At 74.3% G+C, this 19,086-nt stretch carries 19 protein-coding genes and 1 pseudogene; 10 read left to right on the top strand and 10 right to left on the bottom strand.

Annotated elements, in window-relative coordinates:
* Positions 1–83: 83 nt before the first annotated feature.
* Both MLV88_RS10370 and MLV88_RS10375 read right to left on the bottom strand, forming a co-directional pair.
* Positions 84–782 (bottom strand): selenoprotein B, encoded by a 699-nt coding sequence (locus tag MLV88_RS10370; protein WP_243337394.1) that lies wholly within the window; start codon positions 780–782, stop codon positions 84–86.
* A gap of 10 nt (positions 783–792) precedes the next feature.
* The gene (locus MLV88_RS10375; protein WP_242336061.1) at positions 793–1,305 is read right to left on the bottom strand and encodes a peroxiredoxin; all 513 of its coding nucleotides are present in this window, start codon (positions 1,303–1,305) and stop codon (positions 793–795) included.
* A gap of 125 nt (positions 1,306–1,430) precedes the next feature.
* On the opposite strand from MLV88_RS10375, the gene MLV88_RS10380 reads away from it, so the two are divergent.
* The gene (locus tag MLV88_RS10380) at positions 1,431–1,637 is read left to right on the top strand and encodes a helix-turn-helix domain-containing protein (protein ID WP_011985507.1); all 207 of its coding nucleotides are present in this window, start codon (positions 1,431–1,433) and stop codon (positions 1,635–1,637) included.
* 105 nt (positions 1,638–1,742) lie between these two features.
* Here MLV88_RS10380 and MLV88_RS10385 read toward each other — a convergent pair whose 3' ends face one another.
* A complete protein-coding gene (locus MLV88_RS10385; protein ID WP_242336064.1) occupies positions 1,743–2,192 on the bottom strand; it encodes a peroxiredoxin in 450 nt (149 codons plus the stop codon).
* Between the two features lie 324 nt (positions 2,193–2,516).
* On the opposite strand from MLV88_RS10385, the pseudogene MLV88_RS10390 reads away from it, so the two are divergent.
* The 4 genes and pseudogenes from MLV88_RS10390 to MLV88_RS10405 form a co-directional block, all read left to right on the top strand.
* Positions 2,517–2,843 (top strand): annotated as a pseudogene (locus MLV88_RS10390) (metallophosphoesterase); the annotation flags it as partial.
* 130 nt (positions 2,844–2,973) lie between these two features.
* Positions 2,974–3,366, top strand: coding sequence for a metallophosphoesterase family protein (locus MLV88_RS10395; protein WP_243337395.1), 393 nt, complete (start codon positions 2,974–2,976; stop codon positions 3,364–3,366).
* Positions 3,367–3,497: 131 nt separating this feature from the next.
* Positions 3,498–5,210 carry an aldehyde dehydrogenase family protein gene (locus tag MLV88_RS10400; protein ID WP_242372582.1) on the top strand — a complete coding sequence of 571 codons (1,713 nt, stop codon included), beginning with the start codon at positions 3,498–3,500 and terminating at the stop codon, positions 5,208–5,210.
* A 134-nt stretch (positions 5,211–5,344) separates the two neighbouring features.
* Complete coding sequence (locus MLV88_RS10405) at positions 5,345–5,827, top strand: FHA domain-containing protein (protein ID WP_242336074.1); 483 nt, start codon at positions 5,345–5,347, stop codon at positions 5,825–5,827.
* A 31-nt stretch (positions 5,828–5,858) separates the two neighbouring features.
* On the opposite strand, the gene MLV88_RS10410 is transcribed toward MLV88_RS10405, so the two are convergent.
* Positions 5,859–6,338: an acyl-CoA thioesterase gene (locus tag MLV88_RS10410; RefSeq protein ID WP_242336077.1), complete on the bottom strand. Its 480-nt coding sequence runs from the start codon at positions 6,336–6,338 to the stop codon at positions 5,859–5,861.
* A gap of 97 nt (positions 6,339–6,435) precedes the next feature.
* Between MLV88_RS10410 and thyX the strand changes: the two genes are divergently transcribed.
* From thyX to MLV88_RS10430, 4 genes are all read left to right on the top strand, one after another.
* Positions 6,436–7,257 (top strand): FAD-dependent thymidylate synthase, encoded by an 822-nt coding sequence (gene thyX / locus MLV88_RS10415; RefSeq protein ID WP_242336080.1) that lies wholly within the window; start codon positions 6,436–6,438, stop codon positions 7,255–7,257.
* 105 nt (positions 7,258–7,362) lie between these two features.
* The gene (gene sppA, locus MLV88_RS10420; protein WP_243337398.1) at positions 7,363–9,864 is read left to right on the top strand and encodes a signal peptide peptidase SppA; all 2,502 of its coding nucleotides are present in this window, start codon (positions 7,363–7,365) and stop codon (positions 9,862–9,864) included.
* A gap of 339 nt (positions 9,865–10,203) precedes the next feature.
* Positions 10,204–11,595 (top strand): transcription termination factor Rho, encoded by a 1,392-nt coding sequence (gene rho, locus MLV88_RS10425; protein WP_242336086.1) that lies wholly within the window; start codon positions 10,204–10,206, stop codon positions 11,593–11,595.
* Positions 11,596–11,674: 79 nt separating this feature from the next.
* Complete coding sequence (locus MLV88_RS10430; RefSeq protein WP_242336089.1) at positions 11,675–12,862, top strand: HD domain-containing phosphohydrolase; 1,188 nt, start codon at positions 11,675–11,677, stop codon at positions 12,860–12,862.
* 29 nt (positions 12,863–12,891) lie between these two features.
* Here the strand turns inward: MLV88_RS10430 and MLV88_RS10435 are convergent, their stop codons facing one another.
* The gene (locus tag MLV88_RS10435; protein WP_243337399.1) at positions 12,892–14,364 is read right to left on the bottom strand and encodes a serine/threonine-protein kinase; all 1,473 of its coding nucleotides are present in this window, start codon (positions 14,362–14,364) and stop codon (positions 12,892–12,894) included.
* A 38-nt stretch (positions 14,365–14,402) separates the two neighbouring features.
* Between MLV88_RS10435 and MLV88_RS10440 the strand changes: the two genes are divergently transcribed.
* Entirely contained in the window at positions 14,403–14,747 is a 345-nt protein-coding gene (locus MLV88_RS10440; protein ID WP_242338883.1) for a hypothetical protein, read from the top strand.
* Between the two features lie 28 nt (positions 14,748–14,775).
* Here MLV88_RS10440 and cutA read toward each other — a convergent pair whose 3' ends face one another.
* From cutA to MLV88_RS10465, 5 genes are all read right to left on the bottom strand, one after another.
* A complete protein-coding gene (gene cutA, locus MLV88_RS10445; RefSeq protein WP_243337401.1) occupies positions 14,776–15,099 on the bottom strand; it encodes a divalent-cation tolerance protein CutA in 324 nt (107 codons plus the stop codon).
* A gap of 20 nt (positions 15,100–15,119) precedes the next feature.
* A complete protein-coding gene (locus MLV88_RS10450) occupies positions 15,120–16,265 on the bottom strand; it encodes an acyl-CoA dehydrogenase family protein (RefSeq protein ID WP_243337402.1) in 1,146 nt (381 codons plus the stop codon).
* A 74-nt stretch (positions 16,266–16,339) separates the two neighbouring features.
* Positions 16,340–16,894, bottom strand: coding sequence for a chalcone isomerase family protein (locus MLV88_RS10455; RefSeq protein ID WP_242338889.1), 555 nt, complete (start codon positions 16,892–16,894; stop codon positions 16,340–16,342).
* 150 nt (positions 16,895–17,044) lie between these two features.
* Entirely contained in the window at positions 17,045–17,995 is a 951-nt protein-coding gene (locus tag MLV88_RS10460) for a DMT family transporter (protein ID WP_243337404.1), read from the bottom strand.
* Positions 17,992–19,014, bottom strand: coding sequence for a DMT family transporter (locus tag MLV88_RS10465; protein WP_374112100.1), 1,023 nt, complete (start codon positions 19,012–19,014; stop codon positions 17,992–17,994). The genes MLV88_RS10460 and MLV88_RS10465 overlap by 4 nt, the downstream gene beginning before the upstream one ends.
* Positions 19,015–19,086 lie beyond the last annotated feature (72 nt).

Here is a 19,086-nt window from a genome sequence, read left to right on the forward strand (position 1 = left end):
GGACGGCGCGAGCCCCGACCGGATCGTGCCTGAACCGCGGCGGTTCCCGACCACGGGTGGTGATCGGGGACCGCCAGCGGGGTTCAGGCGTAGTCCCGCTCGATCACCTCGCCCGGGCGCGGCTCCCCGACGAGCAGCCCGAGCGCGTCCATGAGGATCCACTTCTGGAGCGCGGTGTCGGACGGGCGTCCGAGCGAGTGGCCCACCACGAAGCCGCGGGGGCAGAGCGCGCGCGGAGGCCGCGCCTGCCGCGTCTCCTCCGGCTCGACCGTCACGACGACGGTCGGGATGCCCACGAGCTCGATCATCCGCTGCACGGTGACCACCGTGCGGTGGCAGAGGCGTCAGCCGCCGGTGAGGAGCACGGCGCCGGGGCGCTCGCGGTCCACCTCGCGCACGAGCGCGGGGATGGTCTTCTCGCGCAGCTCGCGGAGCGCCTGGCTGAAGCCGAGCGAGAAGTGGCGCTCGGTGAGGCCGCCCACCCGCCCCTCGCGCGCGAGCTCGCGCACCCGGTCGATGGGGAACACGCAGTTGAGATCGCGATCCACGCAGGCGTGGTCGTAGTGCGTGTCGTCGTAGCGGAGGTCCTTCGCCTCCGCGTCTCCCCCGATGACGCGCCAGGTGGCGTCGCCGTCGGTGACGAACGGCACGTCGCTCGCGAGCCGGACCCCGGCCGTCGAGACGATGCAGATCGCGGCGTCCTCGAGCTTCCCCTGGAACGGCGTGAACGGCACGCAGTAACGGGACAGCTCGAGCGGCTTCGGCTCGGCTCCTTGCGGCATCCGCCCTCCGCTACTTCAGCTTGTCGAGCGCCGCCATGATCTTGTCGGTGGGGGGCTGCTCGCCGATGTCGTGGATGTCGATGTAGGCAACCTTCCCCTGCTTGTCGACGACGAAGATCGCGCGCTCGCAGATGCCGTTCTCGCCGCGGAGGACGCCGTAGAGGGCCGCCACGTAGCCGTGCGGCCAGTGATCGGACAGGAGCGGGAACGACAGCCCGCCCATCGACTTCGCCCACGCCTCGTTGGTGTGGACCTGATCCGTGCTGATGCCCAGGACCTGGGCATTCCGCCGCTCGAACTCGGAGAGATCCTCCTCGTACGAGGGCATCTGGACGGTTCAGACGGGGGTGTAGGCGGCCGGGTAGAACGCCAGCACCACGTTCTTCTTGCCACGATAGTCGGAGAGCCGGATCTTCCGCTTCGTGTCGCCTTTACCCGCAGTGCTGCCGGTCGCCATCAGCTCGAAGTCGGGCGCCTCGTCGCCGACCTCCAGCCGCCAGACGGCCTTTGGCTTCGCTGCCATTCGAGTCCTCCTTTGGTCGTGGGACAAAAAGACACTAGTAACCGCGTCACTCAGCGTCGAGGACGCCCGGGGGGCACCCCGAAAAGGACAATGAGCACGCGGGGTCACTTTGCTAAGGGTTTCGCATGGATCTCCTGACGCGATTCGCTGGCAACGTGCGCCGCCTGCGGGCCAAGAAGAAGCTTTCCCAGAAGGCGCTGGCCGACAAGGTCGGGATCTCCGTCTCGTACGTCTCGATGCTCGAGCGCGGGCAGCGCTCTCCACCGCTGGAGACCATCGAGAAGATGGCCAAGGCGCTGGGCGTGCCGCCCGCAAACCTGCTCGGCAAGTGAGCCGCGCCCGACGGAGCACCGGTCTCGACGACGCGGGCGCCGCGGCGTCGAGCGTGGCCGCGCCGCGTTCACGCCAAGTGATTCCTTCCCGCAGCGCGACGCGCCTCAACGCCCGAGCGTAGGCTCGCCGCGCCGCCACTCGGCGGGCACCCGCTCGCGCGTCCTCAGCGCCTCGAGCACGCGCAGGATCTCCGAGGGCGAGCGGCCCACCTCCAGGTTGTGGAACGCGGCGTACTGGACGATTCCCTCGGGGTCCACGAGGAACGTGGCGCGCGCCGCCACGCCGGCGCGCTCGAGGAAGGCGCCGTAGGCGCGGCTCATCGCGCCCGCCGGGTCGGCCGCGAGCGGGAAGGCGACGGGGCCGAGCACCTCGCGGATCCAGCGCTGGTGCGTCTCCACGTCGTCCACCGAGACGGCGAGGACCTCGGCGCGGAGCTCCGAGAGCTCGCGCGCGCGGCGCGACAGCTCGAGCAGCTCCGTCGGACACACGGGGGTGAAGTCGCGCGGGTAGAAGACCAGCACGAGCCAGCGGCCGGCGTAGTCGCCGAGCGCCACCTCGCGCACCTCGCCTGGCGAAGTCCGATGGCGGCCGCGGCCCTGAAGTCCGGCGCCGGATCGAGGATGATGCTCAAGGCCCGCTCCTCTCCTCCGCGCTCGATAGCCGCGCCCCCGCGCTCCGTCAACCGCGCGCCCGCCGGGGCGCCCGAGCGGGCCGGGGACCCGGCGCGCCGCCGTGCGGGCCGCGCGCTCCTGCCGCGCGAGCCCCCGCACGCCCCCACGACCCGCCCCGCCCAAGGAATCGCCGCCGGCCCCGGGGCGTTCCAGTGTTCCGGGGCGCGAGCGCGATGCCGCGCGGCCGGCGAGGGAGCGCGAGCGCGGATGGAGCGGAGCTTCGGGCGGAGAGGGTTCTTGAGGGGCGCGGCGCTCGTCGGCGCCGCCGGCGCGCTCGGCGCCTTCCCGTCCGCCGCCGAGGCCCGCCACGCGGCGCCCACGCCGGAGCGCGTGACGTTCGACGTGCCGGGCCTCGATCCCGCGCACCACGGCCTGCGCGTCGCGCAGCTCTCCGATCTCCACGTCGGGCCGCGGACGCCCGCGGAGGTCGTCCGCGCCGCGATCGAGGAGGCGAACGCCTTCCAGCCCGACCTCGTCGTCCTCACCGGCGACTACCTCTCGCACTCCCGCCGCGAGCTCGATCCGATGCACGAGCTGCTCGGCGGCCTCGCCGCGCCCACGATCGCCGTGCTCGGGAACCACGACGTGTGGGGTCGATCCGGAGGGCGCGGCCGCGGCGCTCCGGGGCCACGGCTACGAGGTCCTCGAGAACGCGTGGACCACCGTGCGGCTGCGGGGGGCCCCGCTCCCCGTCGTCGGGGTGGGCGACCACCTCACCCGGCGCGACGACGTCGGGAAGGCGCTGAGAGGGCTCGCCGGCCCGACGCCGCTCGTGCTCGCGCACGGACCGCGCACGGCGGAGAAGCTCCAGCGTCTCGGCCGCCCGACCCTCTGCCTCTCGGGCCACACGCACGGCGGCCAGATCAACATCCCGATCTTCACGCCGCTGTTCCTCTCGGCCATCGTCCACGAGCCGTTCCTGCGCGGCCGCTACGCGCTGGACGGCGGGGTCCAGCTCTACGTGAACCGCGGGATCGGCATGTCCGGGATCCGCGTCCGCGTGAACGCGCCGCCCGAGGTGACGCTCGCGACGCTGCGCCGGGCCGAGCCCGCCTGAGCGACCGAGCGTGATCCCGGGACGATCGCAGCGCCGCGCGCGGCGGGTCGCCCCCGGGCGTGCGCCCCGGCACCGGAAGTTTCGAGCGGCGAGCCGGGAGATCCCTTACGATCACGGGCGGAGAACGCCCGATGACGCGTCCGGCCGCCGCCCCGTCTCCCGTCACCGATCCGCGCCGCCTCGACGAGGCCGTGGCGCGCCTGCGCGACGGCGCGCCGATCTGGGCGCGCGCGTCGCTCTCCGAGCGCATCGCCCTGGCGCGCTCCATGGCGCGCGGCCTCGAGCGCACCGCCGAGCGCGCCGTCGCGGCGGCCTGCGCGGCGAAGGGCATCCCGCTCGACTCCCCCGTCGCCGGGGAGGAGTGGCTGAGCGGGCCGTACGTCGTCCTCCGCCAGCTCCGCCTCGTCGTCCGCTCGCTCCAGGCGCTCGCGGCGCGCGGCAACACGCCCATCGGCGCCGTCGGCGAGACGCTCGACGGGCGCCTCACGGTCCGTGTCTTCCCCGCCTCCCCCACCGATCGCGCGCTCTTCAGGGGCGTCAGCGCGGAGGTGCACCTCGAGGAGGGCGTCGGGAGGACCGAGCTCGACGAGGGCCGCGCGCGCTTTCACAAGGCGCCCGACCACGACGGCGAGGTCTGCCTCGTGCTCGGCGCGGGGAACATCAACGCGATCCCGCCCGCGGACGTCGTGACGAAGCTCTTCAACGAGGGCAAGGTCTGCGTCCTCAAGATGAACCCGGTGAACGCGTACCTCGGGCCGCTCTTCGAGGAGGCGTTCGCCGAGGCGATCGCGCGCGGCTTCCTCGCCGTCGTCTACGGCGGCGCGGAGGAGGGCTGGCACCTCGCGCACCACCCGGGCGTGGACGAGGTGCACATCACCGGCTCGGATCGCACGCACGACCTCATCGTCTGGGGTCCGCCGGGGCCGGAGCGCGCCGCGCGGATGGCGAGGAACGACCCGCTCCTGCGCAAGGAGATCTCGAGCGAGCTCGGGAACATCACGCCGGTGCTGGTCGTGCCGGGGGCGTGGGACGCGCGGACGCTCGCCGCGCAGGCCGAGAGCGTCGCGGGGATGCTCACGCACAACGCGTCCTACAACTGCATCGCCGGCAAGATGCTCGTCACCGCCCGCGGGTGGCGCCAGCGCGACGAGTTCCTCGCGGCGGTGGAGCGGTTCACCGCGCTCGCCCCGCCCCGCCGCGCCTGGTACCCGGGCTCCGCCTCGAGCTACCACCGCCTGCTCGACGGCCGCGGCGACGTGCGGCGCATCGGGGAGGCGGCGGAGGGCGAGCTCCCCTGGGCGATCGTGCGCGGCGTCGCGCCCGATCCCGACGACGCGGCGTTCCGCGACGAGCCGTTCTGCGCCCTGCTCTGGCAGACCGAGATCGGGAGCGCCGATCCCCTGGAGTACCTCGACGCCGCGGTGACGCTCGCGAACGAGACGCTGTGGGGGACGCTCGCGGCGCACATCGCCGTGCACCCGCGCACGCTCTCCGACCGCACGACGGGGGCGGCGCTGGAGCGCGCGGTCCGGCGGCTGCGCTACGGCTCGGTCTCCGTGAACTGCTGGGCCGGGTACGGCTTCGCCTTCGGCTCGACGCCGTGGGGCGCCTACCCCGGTGCGCCGCTCACCGACATCCAGAGCGGCCGCGGCTTCGTGCACAACGCGCTCATGCTCGAGCGCGTCGAGAAGACGGTCATCCGCCATCCGGCCGCGACGTTCCCGAAGCCGCCGTACTTCCCGAGCCACCGCACCGCGCACGCGCTGGGGCGCGGGCTGACGCGCCTCGAGGCGCGCGGCCTCACCGCGCTCCCGGCCGTCCTCGCGGCGGGCCTCCGGGGCTGAGCGCGGGCCGGGGTCGCTGTCCGGGAGGGGAACGACGCGGCGGTGGCGTCCCGTGGCCCTGCGGCTCGACACCCCTCGCCCCTCCGTGATGTCATCGCCCCGTTCGCGGGGAGAAGCGCGCGGCGGGGGCCACCGTGAAGAGCTTTCTCCTCTCCTGGCTGACGAGGAAGTACTCCGGGTGCGACCTCGCGTCGTTCCAGCGCGAGCGGCCCGAGGACTGGCTCGTATGGGAGGCGGGTCCCTGGCGGCCGCCCGCGGCCGGGCGGGAGACCATGCTCGCCGACCCCGGCACGCGGCTCGTGGCGGCCGGCGAGTCGCTCGTCATCGCGCTCGCGGCCAGGAACGGGGGTCCGGAGGTCCGGGTCGGCCGGGCGCCCGAGAACGACATCGTGGTCGACGACGGCACCCTCTCGCGCCGGCACCTCGTCCTCCGGCGCGACGGTGCCGGCGGCTGGACCGTCGAGGACGCAGGCTCGTCCAACGGCACGAGCGTGAACGGGCTGCGCATCGGCCGCGCGCCGCTGCGGCTCGAGCCGGGGGCGCGCGTCGAGGCGGGCGCCGTGCGGCTCACGTTCTACGACGGCGCGACGCTCTACCTGCGCCTGCGCGGCGCCTGAAGGGATCGAGCGGGGCGTGGCCCCCGCCGCTTCACTCGCGCGCGAGCGCGGCCCGGAGCCCCAGCCGCGACTCGCGCCTGACCCGCGCGCCGCGCTCGCGGCGGCGGTCGTCGTCCGACTCGGCGACGAGCGGCGCGACGTGCGTGGGCCGCCCGGCGTCGTCGATCGCCACGAAGGTCAGGTACGCGTCGCAGCACCTGCGCCGCTCGCCGGTGCGCGGGTCCTCGGTCGAGACCTCGACGTTCACCTCCATGGAGGTCGAGAACACCGCGGTCACGCGCGCGACGAGGAGCGCCATGTGGCCGATCGGAACCGGCGCGAGGAACGAGAGCTGGTCGATCGACGCCGTGACCACGGGCAGGCGCGCGTGGCGCATCGCCGCCATCCCGGCGGCGAGGTCGATCCACTGCATCACCATGCCGCCGAACGCGGTGCCGTGGGAGTTCGCGTCGCCCGGCATGACGAGGTGGGTGACCTCGACGCGGGACGCGGAGGCGGGCTTCGGCTCCATGGCCCCTCTATACGCGGGCCCGCGGGCCTCCGCCGCCCTTTCCCCCGTGTCGGGTCGCCGCTATAGAATCCGCGCCCCTCTCCGGAGAGCTCGTCCCATGCCGCTCGAAGTCACCCTCATCGACCACGCCCGCGACCCGCTCGCGAAGCTCTACGGCGCCTACCGCACCTGCTACACCCCCAAGACGCCCGGCGAGGTCTGGAGCGAGATCCGCGACGGACGCATCGCGCCCGACGCCATCCGCGAGTTCATCGCGGAGCGGCTCAAGACCGGCCACGCCTCGCCCCTCGAGCAGGTGGTGTTCTGGTTCGGGATCTCGGGCGTCTCCCGGGCGCTCTCGCACCAGTTCGTGCGCCACCGGATCGGCATCTCGTTCGAGCAGCAGTCGCAGCGCTACGTCCGCTACAAGGAGGAGCGGCTCGACTACGTCATGCCGAAGACCTGGCGCGACGCGCACGGCATGGCGGACGAGTACGACCGGCTCATGCGCGAGATCACCCGCGTGTACGAGCTGGCGCTCGAGAAGGGGATCCCCGCCGAGGACGCCCGCTTCGTGCTGCCCAACGCGACGCCGACGAACTTCCAGGTGATGGTGAACTTCACCGAGCTCCTGCACATCGCGGACCTCCGGCTCTGCTGGCGCGCGCAGTGGGAGATCCGGCACATGGTCGCGCTCATGCGGCGCGAGGTGATGAAGGCCATCCCGGAGATCGGCGGCTACCTGCAGCCGAAGTGCGGCGACAAGCGCATGGGCTACTGCGACGAGCCGCGCAAGGAGTGGGAGAAGTGCCCGCTCGGGAAGGTGCGGCCGCACAAGGAGCAGCTCCTCGACGTCTTCCGCGAGTACCGGGCCGGCAACCTCGTGCCCCTCGCCGAGGAGCACCTGCGGACCGTCGAGGACGCGGGCAACGAGGAGTAGCGGCCTCGGCCGGGAGGGGTGGCAGCCCCCCTTGGATCCCCTTCCGCCCCGGCCGGTCCCGGCCGCCCGGGTGACGCTCCGGTAGAATCCCGCGCCGGAGCCCACATGAGACTGTACGTGAAGGCCGCGCTCGCCGCGGTGATCGCCGCCGCCGCGCTGCCCGCGCGCGCCCAGGTCCAGAGCGCGCTCGATCGCGACCAGGGCCTCCCCGCCGGGCTCTCGCTGCCCCTCCCGGGCGCCGCCGCCGCCGAGGAGCCGACGGCGCTCGCGGTGAACCCGGCCGGCGTGGGGTTCGTGCCCCGGCTCGCCGTGCAGGCGTTCCACGAGCGCGACGTCACCCCGGGCTCGAGCGCGGACGCCATCTTCGCCGCCGACGGCGTGGGCCCGCTCGGCGTCGGGTTCGGCATGCAGTGGGTCCGCCCCGGCTCCGGCGACGGGCCGCGCTACCGCAAGACGACCTTCGCCCTCGCCCTCACCGACACGCGCGCCCTCTCGCTGGCGATCGGCTGGAACCGCTGGGCCTCCCGGGACGACGCGCTCGAGCGGCTCTCGAGCTGGGACGTCGGCCTCACGGTTCGGCCGACGCGCTGGCTCAGCGTCGCCGCTGCGATGCGCGACCGCGACGCGCGGCTCTCGGGCGAGCCGCTCCCCATCCGCTACGACCTCGGCGTCGCGACGCGGCTGTGGCGCGACGGGCTCACCCTCTCGCTCGATCTCCTCGGCGACGACGATCGCCGCGACGCGCTGCGCGTGACGCACCTCGCGACCGGCCTCGGCGCGGAGGTCTGGTCCGGCCTCGCCGTCTCGGCCCAGCTCCAGCTCCCGCTCCGGTCGGGGCTGCCCACCGGCGACCGGCCCGCCGCGGTGGTCGCGCTCTCCTGGAACGGACCGTACGTCGGCTGGACGGGGGGCGCCGTGCCGGTGCGCGATCGCACCGGCTCGCTCGTCGGCGTGCGCTTCTCGGGCGAGCGCTACCGCGCCGCGTTCACCGGGCACGACGTGCCGGCCATCGACGTCGAGCGCGCGCTGGAGCCGCCGCGCACGTTCCTGTTCTTCACCTTCGGAGAGCCGGATCCGTACGGCCGGCTCCTCGCGCGCCTCGAGGCGGCGCGCGACGATCCCGAGGTCGCCGCCGTCGCGGTCCGCATCGACGATCTCGGGGTGGGCGCCGGCCGCGCCGAGGCGCTGCGCGCGGCGCTGGCGCGCATCCGCGAGAGGAAGCCGGTCCTCGCGTACCTGGCCGGGGGCGGCACCATCGAGTACTGGATCGCGAGCGCCGCGACCGAGATCGCCGCCCAGCCCGGCTCGACGCTGTTCGTGAACGGCGTCTCCACCTCCACGCTGTTCGTGAAGGAGCCGCTCGCGCGGATCGGGGTGGCCTTCGAGGTGGTGAAGCGCGGCGCGTACAAGAGCGCGCCCGAGCCGCTCGTCCGGACGGAGGGATCACCGGAGGCGCGCGAGATGGTCGGCTCGCTGCTCGACGACGTCTTCGGCCGGTTCGTCGGGGACGTCGCCGCGGCGCGGCGGGTCCCGGAGGAGCGCGTGCGCGCGCTCGCGGACCGCGGCCTGTTCGGCGCGGAGGAGGCGAAGGCGGAGGGGCTCCTCGACGCGGTGCTGTGGCCGGACGAGCTCGAGGGCTGGGCCCGGCGGGTGACGAAGCGGCGCGTGCAGGTCACGGGCGGCTACTCGCCCGACGAGGAGCGCCGGGCGCAGCGCTGGGGCCCGGCGGCGTACGTGGAGGTCGTGCGCGTGGAGGGGGCGATCGCGGGCGGGAAGAGCCGCGGCGACCGGCTCGGCGTCGCGGCGATCGCCGGCGCGGAGACCATCGCCGCCCAGCTCCGGCGCGCCGCCGACGACTCCGACGTGAAGGCGATCGTGCTCCGCATCGACTCGCCGGGCGGCGACGGCGTCGCCTCGGACCGGATCTGGCGCGAGGTGCAGCGCGCCCGGCGCCGCAAGCCCGTCATCGCATCGATGGGCGACGCCGCGGCGAGCGGCGGGTACCTCGTGGCGGTCGGGGCCGACACGATCCTCGCCGAGCCCTCCACCCTCACCGGCTCGATCGGCGTCTTCGCCCTGAAGCCCGATCTCTCCGGCCTGCTCGCCAAGCTCGGCGTGGTCCGCGAGGCCGCGGCGCGGGGCGAGAACGCGCAGCTCACGAGCCTCGCGAAGCCCTGGTCGGCCCCGGAGCGCGCCGCCGTCGAGCGCGAGATCGAGCGCTTCTACGCGCTGTTCGTGGCGCGCGTGGCGGAGGGGCGAAAGCTCACGGCCGCCGAGGTCGAGACCGTGGCGGGGGGCCGGGTCTGGACCGGCCGCCAGGCGCAGGAGCGGCGCCTCGTCGACGGCCTGGGCTCCCTGCGCGACGCGATCCAGCTCGCGCGCGAGCGCGCCCGGCTCACGCCTGACGACGTCGTGATCGTCCGCACGGCCAAGGGCGGCGAGGACGGGGCGGACCCGTTCTCGGTGGGCATCTTCGGCACCGCGCCCTCCCCGCTCGCGCGCACGCTCGCCGCGATCCCGGAGCTCCGCGCCCTCTCGCTCGTGTCGGAGATGGGGCCCGTGCTCGCGTTGCCCGTCGAGTGGGTGGACCCACCACCCGCGCCGTGAAGCACCGGCCGGAGGGGCGCCGCGTCCGCTGGCTGGGCGGGCGGGCCCCCTCGGGGCCGCATCGAAGCTTTCGCTGCGCGATCTTTTTTGCTATGTGATGACTTGTCTGCCCTCCGCGAAGGCTTTACGTTTCACGGCGGCGGGTAGACGAGCCTCTGATCGGCAGGTTGCTGGCGAGTTCGCGTCGCGTGACACGCGGCGCGCTGCGAGCGACGCGACAGGGGCGGCGGTTCGCGGCCCACCGACTGCCAACGAGCCGCGAACGGCGCCAATCCAGGACGCATGACGGTCGTGCCGCGAGGGCGATTCCTTCGCCCCGCTGCCGGAGCAGACGACAGCATGAGCGATAACGAGCAGACCCCGACTCCGGTCGTGAGCGGGGCCCCTCAGAACTCCCAGCCCACCGCGTCCGCCCATGAGGGCGAGGCCGGCGGGCAGCCCGGCGGTCCGGGCGGAGCCCCCGGACAGGGGGGACGGCGGCGGCGGCGGCGGCGTGGTCGCCGAGGTCGTGGCGGCCCCCAGGGCCAGGGTGGACCGGCGGTCGGGCCGAACGGCCAGCCGCTGGCGGCGGCGCCCGCGCAGAACGGGACCGCCCCCGCGCCGCAGGCGCAGCCCGGCGGGCAGGCTCAGCCCGAGGCCACCGAGGAGGTCGAGGGCGTCCTCGAGTTCGAGGGCAAGGGGAACGGCTACCTGCGCGACGTGAAGCGCAGCTACCTCCCGCAGCCCTTCGACGTCGAGGTGCCGCGCTGGCTCATCGACCGCATGCACCTGCAGGGCGGGCTGCTCGTGAAGGGCCAGGCCGCCACGCGGAACATGAAGCGGGTGCTCACGCGCATCGACCAGCTCGAGGGCACCGACCCGATGGCGGTCGCCCGGCGCACCCACTTCCACAACCTCACCGCGACCGATCCGACCGAGAAGCTCGTCATGGAGACGCGCCCGGACGAGCTGATCGGCCGCGTCCTGGACCTCGTCTCCCCCATCGGCCTCGGCGCGCGCGGCCTCATCACCTCGCCGCCCAAGGCCGGCAAGACGATCATGCTGCAGCGGATCGCCCAGGCGATCACCTCGAACCGCCCGGACGTGCACCTCACGGTCCTGCTCGTGGACGAGCGGCCCGAGGAGGTCACCGACATGAAGCGGAACATCAAGGGCGAGGTGATCGGCTCCTCGAACGACCGGCCGACGGAGGAGCACATCCACGTCGCCGAGATGGTCCTCGAGCGGTCCAAGCGCCTCGTGGAGGGCGGCAAGGACGTCGTGATCCTGCTCGACTCGATCACCCGCCTCTCGCGCGCCTACAACAAGGAGGTCGAGTCCTCCGGCCGGACGCTGACCGGCGGCGTCGACTCGCGCGCGCTCGAGCGGCCCAAGCGGCTGTTCGGATCGGCCCGCAAGGCCGAGGAGGGCGGGTCGCTCACCATCATCGCGACCGCGCTCATCGACACCGGGTCGCGCATGGACGAGGTGATCTTCGAGGAGTTCAAGGGCACGGGCAACATGGAGGTCGTGCTCTCGCGGCAGCTCGCCGAGCGGCGCATCTTCCCGGCCATCGACATCGGCGCCTCCGGCACCCGCAAGGAGGAGAAGCTCTTCTCCCCGAAGGAGATCGAGAAGGTCCGCCGCCTGCGCGGGGCCCTCGCCTCGCTGAAGCCGGTCGAGGCGATGGAGCGGCTCCTCAAGAAGCTCTCCGAGTTCGAGACGAACGAGGAGTTCCTCCAGAGCTTCTGACGTTCCCGGGACCGCCCACCCGTCGCCGGGCGCGGTCCCCCATGCGAATCCCGCCGCGAGCCGCTATCATCCGCGCCCGATGGACTCGCGCGTCGCGCCTCCAGCCCTCGTAGTGTCCGGCCCGGGCGTCTCGCCCGCGCCCGAGCCCGTGCTCGTCGTGGACGACGACGAGCTCATCCTGAAGGCGCTCGCGCGCATCCTGGAGAGCTCGGGCTTCGCGCCCTGCTGCTACGCCTCCCCCGAGGCCGCCCTCGAGGCGCTCGAGTCGGAGCGCCCGGTCGTGATCATCTCCGACTACATGATGCCGGGGATGGACGGCGTCGCCTTCCTGAACCAGGCGCGGGCGCGGTACCCGGCCGCGATCCGGATCCTCTGCACCGCGGCGGACGACTTCCGCGTCGCCCTCGAGGCGGTGAACTCGGGCGAGGTCTACCGGATCGTCTCGAAGCCCTGGCACCAGACGGAGCTCATCGCGACGGTGACGCAGGCGGCCGAGGCGGCGCGGCTCCAGCGCGAGAACGAGCGGCTCACCGCCGAGGTGCAGCGCCAGAACGGGCAGCTGCGCGAGATGAACGCGCGGCTCGAGGAGATGGTCCGGGCCCGCACGCAGGCGCTGCTCGAGGGGCTCATCGCCGCCCTCGACTACCGCGACGCCGAGACCCAGTGGCACTCGCGGCGCGTGTCGCTCTTCGCGCGGCGGCTCGCGCGGCAGCTCGGCTTCGAGGAGCCGGAGCTCACGGTCGTCGAGCACGGCGCCCTCCTGCACGACATCGGCAAGATCGGCGTGCGCGACCGGGTGCTCCTCAAGCCCGGCCCGCTCACCACCGACGAGTGGACCGAGATGAAGCGCCACCCCGAGCTCGGCTGGGCGCTCCTCCAGCGCGTGGACTACCTGCGCCCCGCGTCCTCCATCGTCCTCCAGCACCAGGAGAAGTGGGACGGCACCGGCTACCCCGCCGGCCTGCGCGGCGAGGAGATCGTGGTCGGGGCGCGCATCTTCCACGTGGTGGACACGCTCGACGCGATCACGAGCGACCGGCCGTACCGGCGGGCCCGTCCCTTCGATCACGCGCGCGAGGAGATCACGCGCTGCACGGGCACGCAGTTCGACCCGAAGATCGTCGAGGCGTTCCTGTCGGTCCCGCCCGAGGACTGGGAGCGGATCCGGCTCGACGTGGAGACGGTCGCGGTGCTCTCCGCCGACCTCGCCGAGAGCCCGCCGGCGCCCGAGGACCTCGCGGCGGCGCTCGACGCGCTGCGCGGCTGACGCCGCGGCGCCGCGGACCCCGGCCCGCGCTACTGCAGCTCGATCCCGAGCAGCGCGGCGGTCTCGCCGCCGCCGACCTCGATCGTCACGGCCGCGCGCCGGCCGTCCCTCGCCCGGAGCTCGACCCGGTGCCGGCCCGGCGCGAGCGCGACGGCGCGGGTCTCGTCGGCGGCGAGCGGCGGGAGGCGCGCCTCGCCGTCCACGACGAGCGTGGCCGCGGCGCGCGGCTGCACGACGAGCCGCGCCGCGCCGCCGGAGGCGGCCGGACCCGCGGAGGCGCCCGCGGCGGCCGGCGGGGGGGCCGGAGCGGGCAGCGCCTGCGCGGCGGGGGCCGGCGAGGGCGAGGTCGCGGCGAGCACGAGCGAGGCGGCGAAGGCGAGGCCCGCGGCGGCGCCGATCGCCGCGGCCGCGCGCGAGACGCGCCTGCCCCGCCGCGCGGGCCGGGCGCCAGGCTCGTCCACCACCGGGGACGCGGGGAGCTCGTCGAGCCTGAGCGCGATGACCTGGGTCTTCTCGGGCGGGGAGACCTCCTCGGCGGGCGCGCGATCGGTCCGGCGGAGCTCCTCGACGCGGTCGAGCTCACGCCGGAGCTCGTCGGGGAAGGCGAGCGCCATGAAGCGCGCCAGCGCGGGGGGATCGCCGGCGGGCGAGCCCGCGTGCGTCCAGGGCACGAGCGCGTCGCGGAGCTCGCTCGCCCAGCCGAAGCGCTCCGCCGGATCGCGCGCCAGGGCCCGGAGCACGACGGCGTCGAGCCCCCGCGGCACGGCCGGGTTCACCCGCGAGGGCGCCGGCACCTCCGCGCGGCGGACCTTCTCGAGGACCGCGAGCTCCGAGGGGCCGGTGAAGAGCCGCGCGCCGGTGAGGAGCTCGTGCAGGACGACCCCGAGGGCGAAGACGTCGGAGCGCCGGTCGACCGGCCCGCCCGAGGCCATCTCCGGGCTCATGTAGCCGAACTTGCCGCGGAGGGCGGCGTCGCGGCGCGTCCGGAGCGCCGCCTGGGCGATGCCGAAGTCGATGACCCGCACCGAGCCGTCGAAGCCGAGCAGCACGTTCGCGGGCGACACGTCCCGGTGGACGATCTGGAGCGGCGTGCCGCGCGCGTCGCGCTTGCGGTGGGCGTGATCGAGGGCGTCCGCCACGCGCCAGCCGAGGTAGGCCGCGAGGGGCACGGGCAGCCCGCCTCGCGCCCGGGTGCGCTGCACGAGCGCGCGAAGGTCGCGCCCGGGCACGTACTCCATCGCGATGTAGTACCCCTCGCCGTGCTTCCCGAGCTCGTGGATGGGCACGACGCCGGGGTGGTCCAGCTGGACGACGAGCCGCGCCTCGTCGAGGAACATCTGGATGAACTCGCCGTCCTCCGCGAGCGTCGGGAGGATGCGCTTCAGGGCGTACAGCCGCGCGGAGGCGTCGTCGCGCCGGAGCGCCACGTACACCTCGGCCATGCCGCCGATCGCGATGCGATCGAGCAGGACGTAGCGGCCATACGGGATGGGCTTCTGCATCGATGCGCCCGTCCCCCCCGGGGGCTTATGATAACCGCATGCCGACGAGCTGCCACGCGTGCGGGGCGACGCTCCGGATCGACGGCCCGGTGGGACGTCGGACCACCTGCCCCGAGTGCGACGCCGACCTCCACTGCTGCATCGACTGCCGCCACTACGACGAGGGCTCCGCGCACGAGTGCCGCGAGCCCCACGCCGAGCACATCATCGACAAGATCGCCTCGAACGCCTGCGACCTGTTCCAGCTCGGCGACGGCGCCTCGCGCCGCCGCAAGAGCTCGCGGGCCGCGCGCGATCAGCTCGGGGCGCTGTTCGGAGAGGCCCCGGCGCCGGCGGAGGAGAATCCGCGGGACGCGCTCGAGGCGCTCTTCCGGAAGAAGTGAGGGGCGTGGCCTCCCCCGGCGGCCTCGCTCACGTCTCGCGCGTCGCCCCGGCGAGCCAGGCAAGGTACGGCGCGCTCCCCGCCTCCACGGGCAGCGCGAGCACCTCCGGTACGTCGTAGGGGTGCAGGGCGAGCACGCGCTCCCGCAGCGCCTCGAAGCGTCCGCGCGTGGTCTTGAGCACGAGGAGCGCCTCGACCTCGTCCTCCACCTTCCCCTCCCAGCGGTAGATCGAGCGGATGGCCGGGACGACGTTGCCGCAGGCGGCGAGCCGCTCCTCGACGAGGGCGCGCGCGAGCTCCGCGGCCTTCTCGGCGGACGGCGCGGTGACGAGGACCACGAGGGCGTCGGCCATGGCGTTGCCTCCTCGCCGCGCTACATCCCGGCGGCGCGGGAGATGATCTCCTTCATGATCTCGGAGGTGCCGCCGGCGATGGTCATCACGCGGACGTCGCGCCAGGCGCGCGCGACGTCGGTCTCGAGCACGTACCCCATGCCGCCGTGGAGCTGCATGCAGTCGTAGGCGACGCGCTGGGCGAGGTCGCAGGCGAAGAGCTTCGCCATGGAGATCTCCTTCACCGCCGGCTCGCCGCGCTGGAGGAGATCGCAGGCGCGGTAGGTGAGCCAGCGCGCCGCCTCGATGGCCGTGAGGTGCTCGGCGAGCTTGTGCCGCCACACCTGCATGCGCGCGAGCGGGCGGCCGAAGGCGCTGCGCTCGCCGGCGTAGCGCAGCGCGTCCTCCACCATGAGCTGCATCCCGGCCACCGCCTGCACCGCGGCGACGAGCCGCTCACCCTGGAAGTTCGCCATCACGTGGTAGAAGCCCTGGTTCTCCTCGCCGAGCAGCCAGCGCGCCGGGACCCGGCAGTCCTCGAAGAAGAGGAGCGCGGTGTCGGAGGACGGGTTCCCCACCTTCTCGAGCGTGCGCGAGACCTGGAACCCGGGCGTGTCGGTCGGGAAGAGGAGGAGCGACAGGCCCTCGTGGCCCGGCCCGCCGGTGCGGACCGCCAGCGTGAGGAAGTCCGCCCGCGCGCCGTTCGTGATCCACGTCTTGGCGCCGTTCACGACGAGGTCGTCGCCGTCGCGCCGCGCGGTCGTCCGGAGGGCCGCGACGTCGGAGCCCGCGTCCGGCTCGGAGATCGCGAGCGCCGCGATGCGCTCGCCGCGGATCGCGGGCGCGAGGAACTCGCGCTTCTGCTCGTCCGTCCCGAGATCGGCGATCACCGGGATGGCCATCTCGCCGTGGACCAGCATGGCCATGGCGAGCCCGGCGTTGCGGCAGCGGACGAGCTCCTCGGCGTACGCGACGACGTACCACCAGTCGAGCCCGGTCCCGCCCCACTCCGGCGGGTGGCGGATCCCGAAGAAGCCCAGCTCCCCGAAGGTGCGGAAGAGGGCGCGCGGGAACTCGGCGGCCGCGTCCCAGGCGCGCGCGTGCGGCGCGAGCTCGCGCTCGCAGAACTCGCGGACGGTGCGCCGGAAGGCCTGGTGGTCCTCGGTGAACGGATCGAGCCCGGGCATGCGCCTTCGCATACCGGAGCCCGCCCGGCCCCGCCAGGGCGCAGGAGGGCCGCGCCCGCCGCGAGCGGCAGCCGCTACCGGCCGAGCATGCTCTTCTTCAGATCTCCGTCGGCGGGCTCGCGCCCGAGCCAGTTGCGGAACATCGCGTCGGCGAAGTCCTTGCCCGGAACGGTCACGGGCTTCCCGCCCGCCGCCCCGACGATCGTCCCCTGGCCGGGGACGTAGGTCACGAACATCTCCCCGCCCTCGCGCATGTTCGGGATCGCCGGCTCGATCGTCTTCAGCTGCTGGAGGAGCGCGTCGAGGTTCGGGCCGCCCGAGTTGGCGCGGAAGCCGTCGCGGTACGCGTCCATGATCTGGCTCTTCGTCACGTCGCGCAGGAACACCATGCGGACGCGCTTCGGAGCGTCGGCGGCGATGACGGCGTCCGCGTCGCGCGAGGGCTCGGTGAGGTAGAGCCCCCCCGCGTAGACCTTGATGATGAACTTCTTGCGCAGCCCGGCGCCGTTCAGCTTGAGCGCCTTCCCCGCGACCTCGATGGTCTCGGGGAAGTCCACGCCGGCGACCTTCTTCGCGTGGGCGGGGAGCGCGACGGCGAGCGCGAGGGCGGCGGCGGCGAGCTTCTTCATCGTGACTCTCCGTGTCGTGGCGGGTGGTCCCCCGTTGTACCCGGGTTCACCGTCCGACCGCCGGACCCGGGCGGGGCGGCGCGCTTCGGGCTGCCCATGCCGCGCCGCGTCGCCGGGAGGGCCCTGAAGTGGCCCGGCGATGGCGGGCGCTCAGCGCGGAGCGCCCGGACGCGGCGGCGGCACCGCGCTGCGCGGCCGGTGTCCGAGCACCGTGCCATACGCCACGCCGGCGACGCCGACGAGCATGCCGAGGCCGCCCGCCGCGGACACCCGCTCCCCGAGCAGCACCGCCGCGAGCAGGTACTGCGCGAGGGGCGTGAGCTGGAGCCAGACGGCCGCCTCCCCGACGCTGAGCGCGCCGTAGGCCTCCGTCATGAGCACCTGCGCGGAGTACGCGGCGAGCCCCATCACGACGGCGATGACCCACGGCCCCGGCGCGGTGGGCCACGGCCCGAGCGCGAAGGGGAGCGCGACGGGGAGCCCGCCCAGGGAGAAGTAGAAGAAGATCGTCGCGGCGTTGTCGGTCGCGCGCATGGCGCGGATGACCACCGCGGAGAGCGCGGCGAACACCGCCGCCCCGACGGCGAGCGCCTCGCCGGCGCCGAGCCCGAGCCGGAGGGAGCCGTTCCCGAGCACGAGGGCGACCCCGAAGGTGGCGAGGAGGAGCGCGAGGAGGAGGTGGATCGTCGGCCGCTCCCCGAACGTGCGGATCGAGAGCACCGTCGCGATGACCGGGAAGAGGTTGTAGAGCATCCCCGCCTCGCCCGCGGGGATGCGCTGGAGGGCGAGGAAGTAGAGGACGACGACGATGCCGCCCGACACGCCGCGCGTCCACAGGAGCCGCCGGTTGTGCGGCCGGTAGAGCCCGGGCCGGACGCGGAACGCCACGAGCGACACCGCCGCGCCGACCACGAACCGCACGACGGTGAGCTGCCCTGCGCTGAACGTCTCCCCGCGCGTGGAGAGCAGTCGCGCGAGGACGGCCATGAGCCCGAACGAGGCGGCGGAGCCGAGGAGGAGCAGGCGCGCGCGGAACTTCGTGCCGGCGCCGCGGGAGGGCGAGGCGGGGGCCCCCGGCCGCCGCCCGCCCCCCTCGCTCATGGCTCCTCCGCGGGGAGCCCGGCGGCGAGCGCCGCCTCCGGCGAGCGCGCCTCGCGAGGCCGGTGGCCGAGCACGGACCCGTAGACGATCCCGGCCACCCCGAGCAGCACGCCCACGAGCGTCCAGCCGCCGATCCGCTCGCCGATGGTGAGCGCCCAGAGGTAGCTCGCGATGGGCGTGAGCTGCTGCCAGAGCGCCGCCTCAGGCACGGAGAGCGCGCCGTACGCCTCGGTCATGAAGAGCTGCGCGAGGAACGCCACGACGCCCACGCCCGCCAGGGCGAGCCAGGCGAGCGGCGCGCTCGGCCACGGCGCGAACGCGTACGGCAGCGAGGCCGCGGCGCCTCCGACGGCGAACGCGAAGAAGATGGTCGGTGCGTTGTCCGTCGTCCGGAGCGCGCGGATGGAGGTCACCGCCGCGCCGCCGCACACCGCCGAGACGATGCCCAGGATCTCGCCCACCCCGAGCCCGAGGCTCACCCCGCCGCCGCCGAGGACGAGGAACACGCCCGCGCTCGCGAGCGCAAGGCCGACGCCGAGGTGGATGGTCGGGCGCTCGTTCAGGACGAAGAGCGAGAGGAGCACCGCCCAGATCGGGAAGGTGTTGTTGAGGAGGGTCGCCTCGCCCGCGGGGATCCGCTCGATGGAGAGGAAGTAGAGGAGCGCGGCGATGCCGCCGAAGAAGCCGCGCGAGACGAGCAGCGCCTTGCGGCGCGGGCGGAACGTGCCCGGACGCGCGACGAAGATCCCGCCGACGAACGCCATCCCGAGGACGAAGCGGGCGAAGGTGACCTGCCCGCCGTTCATCCCCGCCTGCGTCGCGACGCGCGCGAGCACGGCGGACAGCCCGAAGAAGACCCCCGCGCCGAAGAGGAGCAGCCGCGCCCGGGCCATCGCCCGCTCGCCCGGACGCACGGGGTAGAGCGCACCGGCCGTGGGCCCGGTCGCAGGCCCGGCCGTGGCGGGCGCGAGGGGCGCGGCGCCGGGCGAGCGCGAGGGCTGCGGGGGAGCGGAACTCACGGGAATCCGCGTCTATCACCATCGTCCCGGCGGGGGAAGGCGGCGCCCGTCCGCCGCTCCGGCCGTGTCGCC

It is taken from the genome of Anaeromyxobacter soli (genome assembly GCF_022808855.1).
GTDB classification, from domain to species: Bacteria; Myxococcota; Myxococcia; order Myxococcales; family Anaeromyxobacteraceae; genus Anaeromyxobacter; species Anaeromyxobacter soli.

Bases quoted from the DNA above. Each gene is read 5' to 3' on its own strand.
- MLV88_RS10380 (WP_011985507.1), top strand. From the start codon at position 1,431: ATGGATCTCCTGACGCGATTCGCTGGCAACGTGCGCCGCCTGCGGGCC.
- MLV88_RS10400 (WP_242372582.1), top strand. From the start codon at position 3,498: ATGACGCGTCCGGCCGCCGCCCCGTCTCCCGTCACCGATCCGCGCCGC.
- MLV88_RS10410 (WP_242336077.1), bottom strand. From the start codon at position 6,338: ATGGAGCCGAAGCCCGCCTCCGCGTCCCGCGTCGAGGTCACCCACCTC.
- thyX (WP_242336080.1), top strand. From the start codon at position 6,436: ATGCCGCTCGAAGTCACCCTCATCGACCACGCCCGCGACCCGCTCGCG.
- sppA (WP_243337398.1), top strand. From the start codon at position 7,363: ATGAGACTGTACGTGAAGGCCGCGCTCGCCGCGGTGATCGCCGCCGCC.
- rho (WP_242336086.1), top strand. From the start codon at position 10,204: ATGAGCGATAACGAGCAGACCCCGACTCCGGTCGTGAGCGGGGCCCCT.
- MLV88_RS10430 (WP_242336089.1), top strand. From the start codon at position 11,675: ATGGACTCGCGCGTCGCGCCTCCAGCCCTCGTAGTGTCCGGCCCGGGC.
- MLV88_RS10435 (WP_243337399.1), bottom strand. From the start codon at position 14,364: ATGCAGAAGCCCATCCCGTATGGCCGCTACGTCCTGCTCGATCGCATC.
- MLV88_RS10440 (WP_242338883.1), top strand. From the start codon at position 14,403: ATGCCGACGAGCTGCCACGCGTGCGGGGCGACGCTCCGGATCGACGGC.
- cutA (WP_243337401.1), bottom strand. From the start codon at position 15,099: ATGGCCGACGCCCTCGTGGTCCTCGTCACCGCGCCGTCCGCCGAGAAG.
- MLV88_RS10450 (WP_243337402.1), bottom strand. From the start codon at position 16,265: ATGCCCGGGCTCGATCCGTTCACCGAGGACCACCAGGCCTTCCGGCGC.
- MLV88_RS10455 (WP_242338889.1), bottom strand. From the start codon at position 16,894: ATGAAGAAGCTCGCCGCCGCCGCCCTCGCGCTCGCCGTCGCGCTCCCC.
- MLV88_RS10460 (WP_243337404.1), bottom strand. From the start codon at position 17,995: ATGAGCGAGGGGGGCGGGCGGCGGCCGGGGGCCCCCGCCTCGCCCTCC.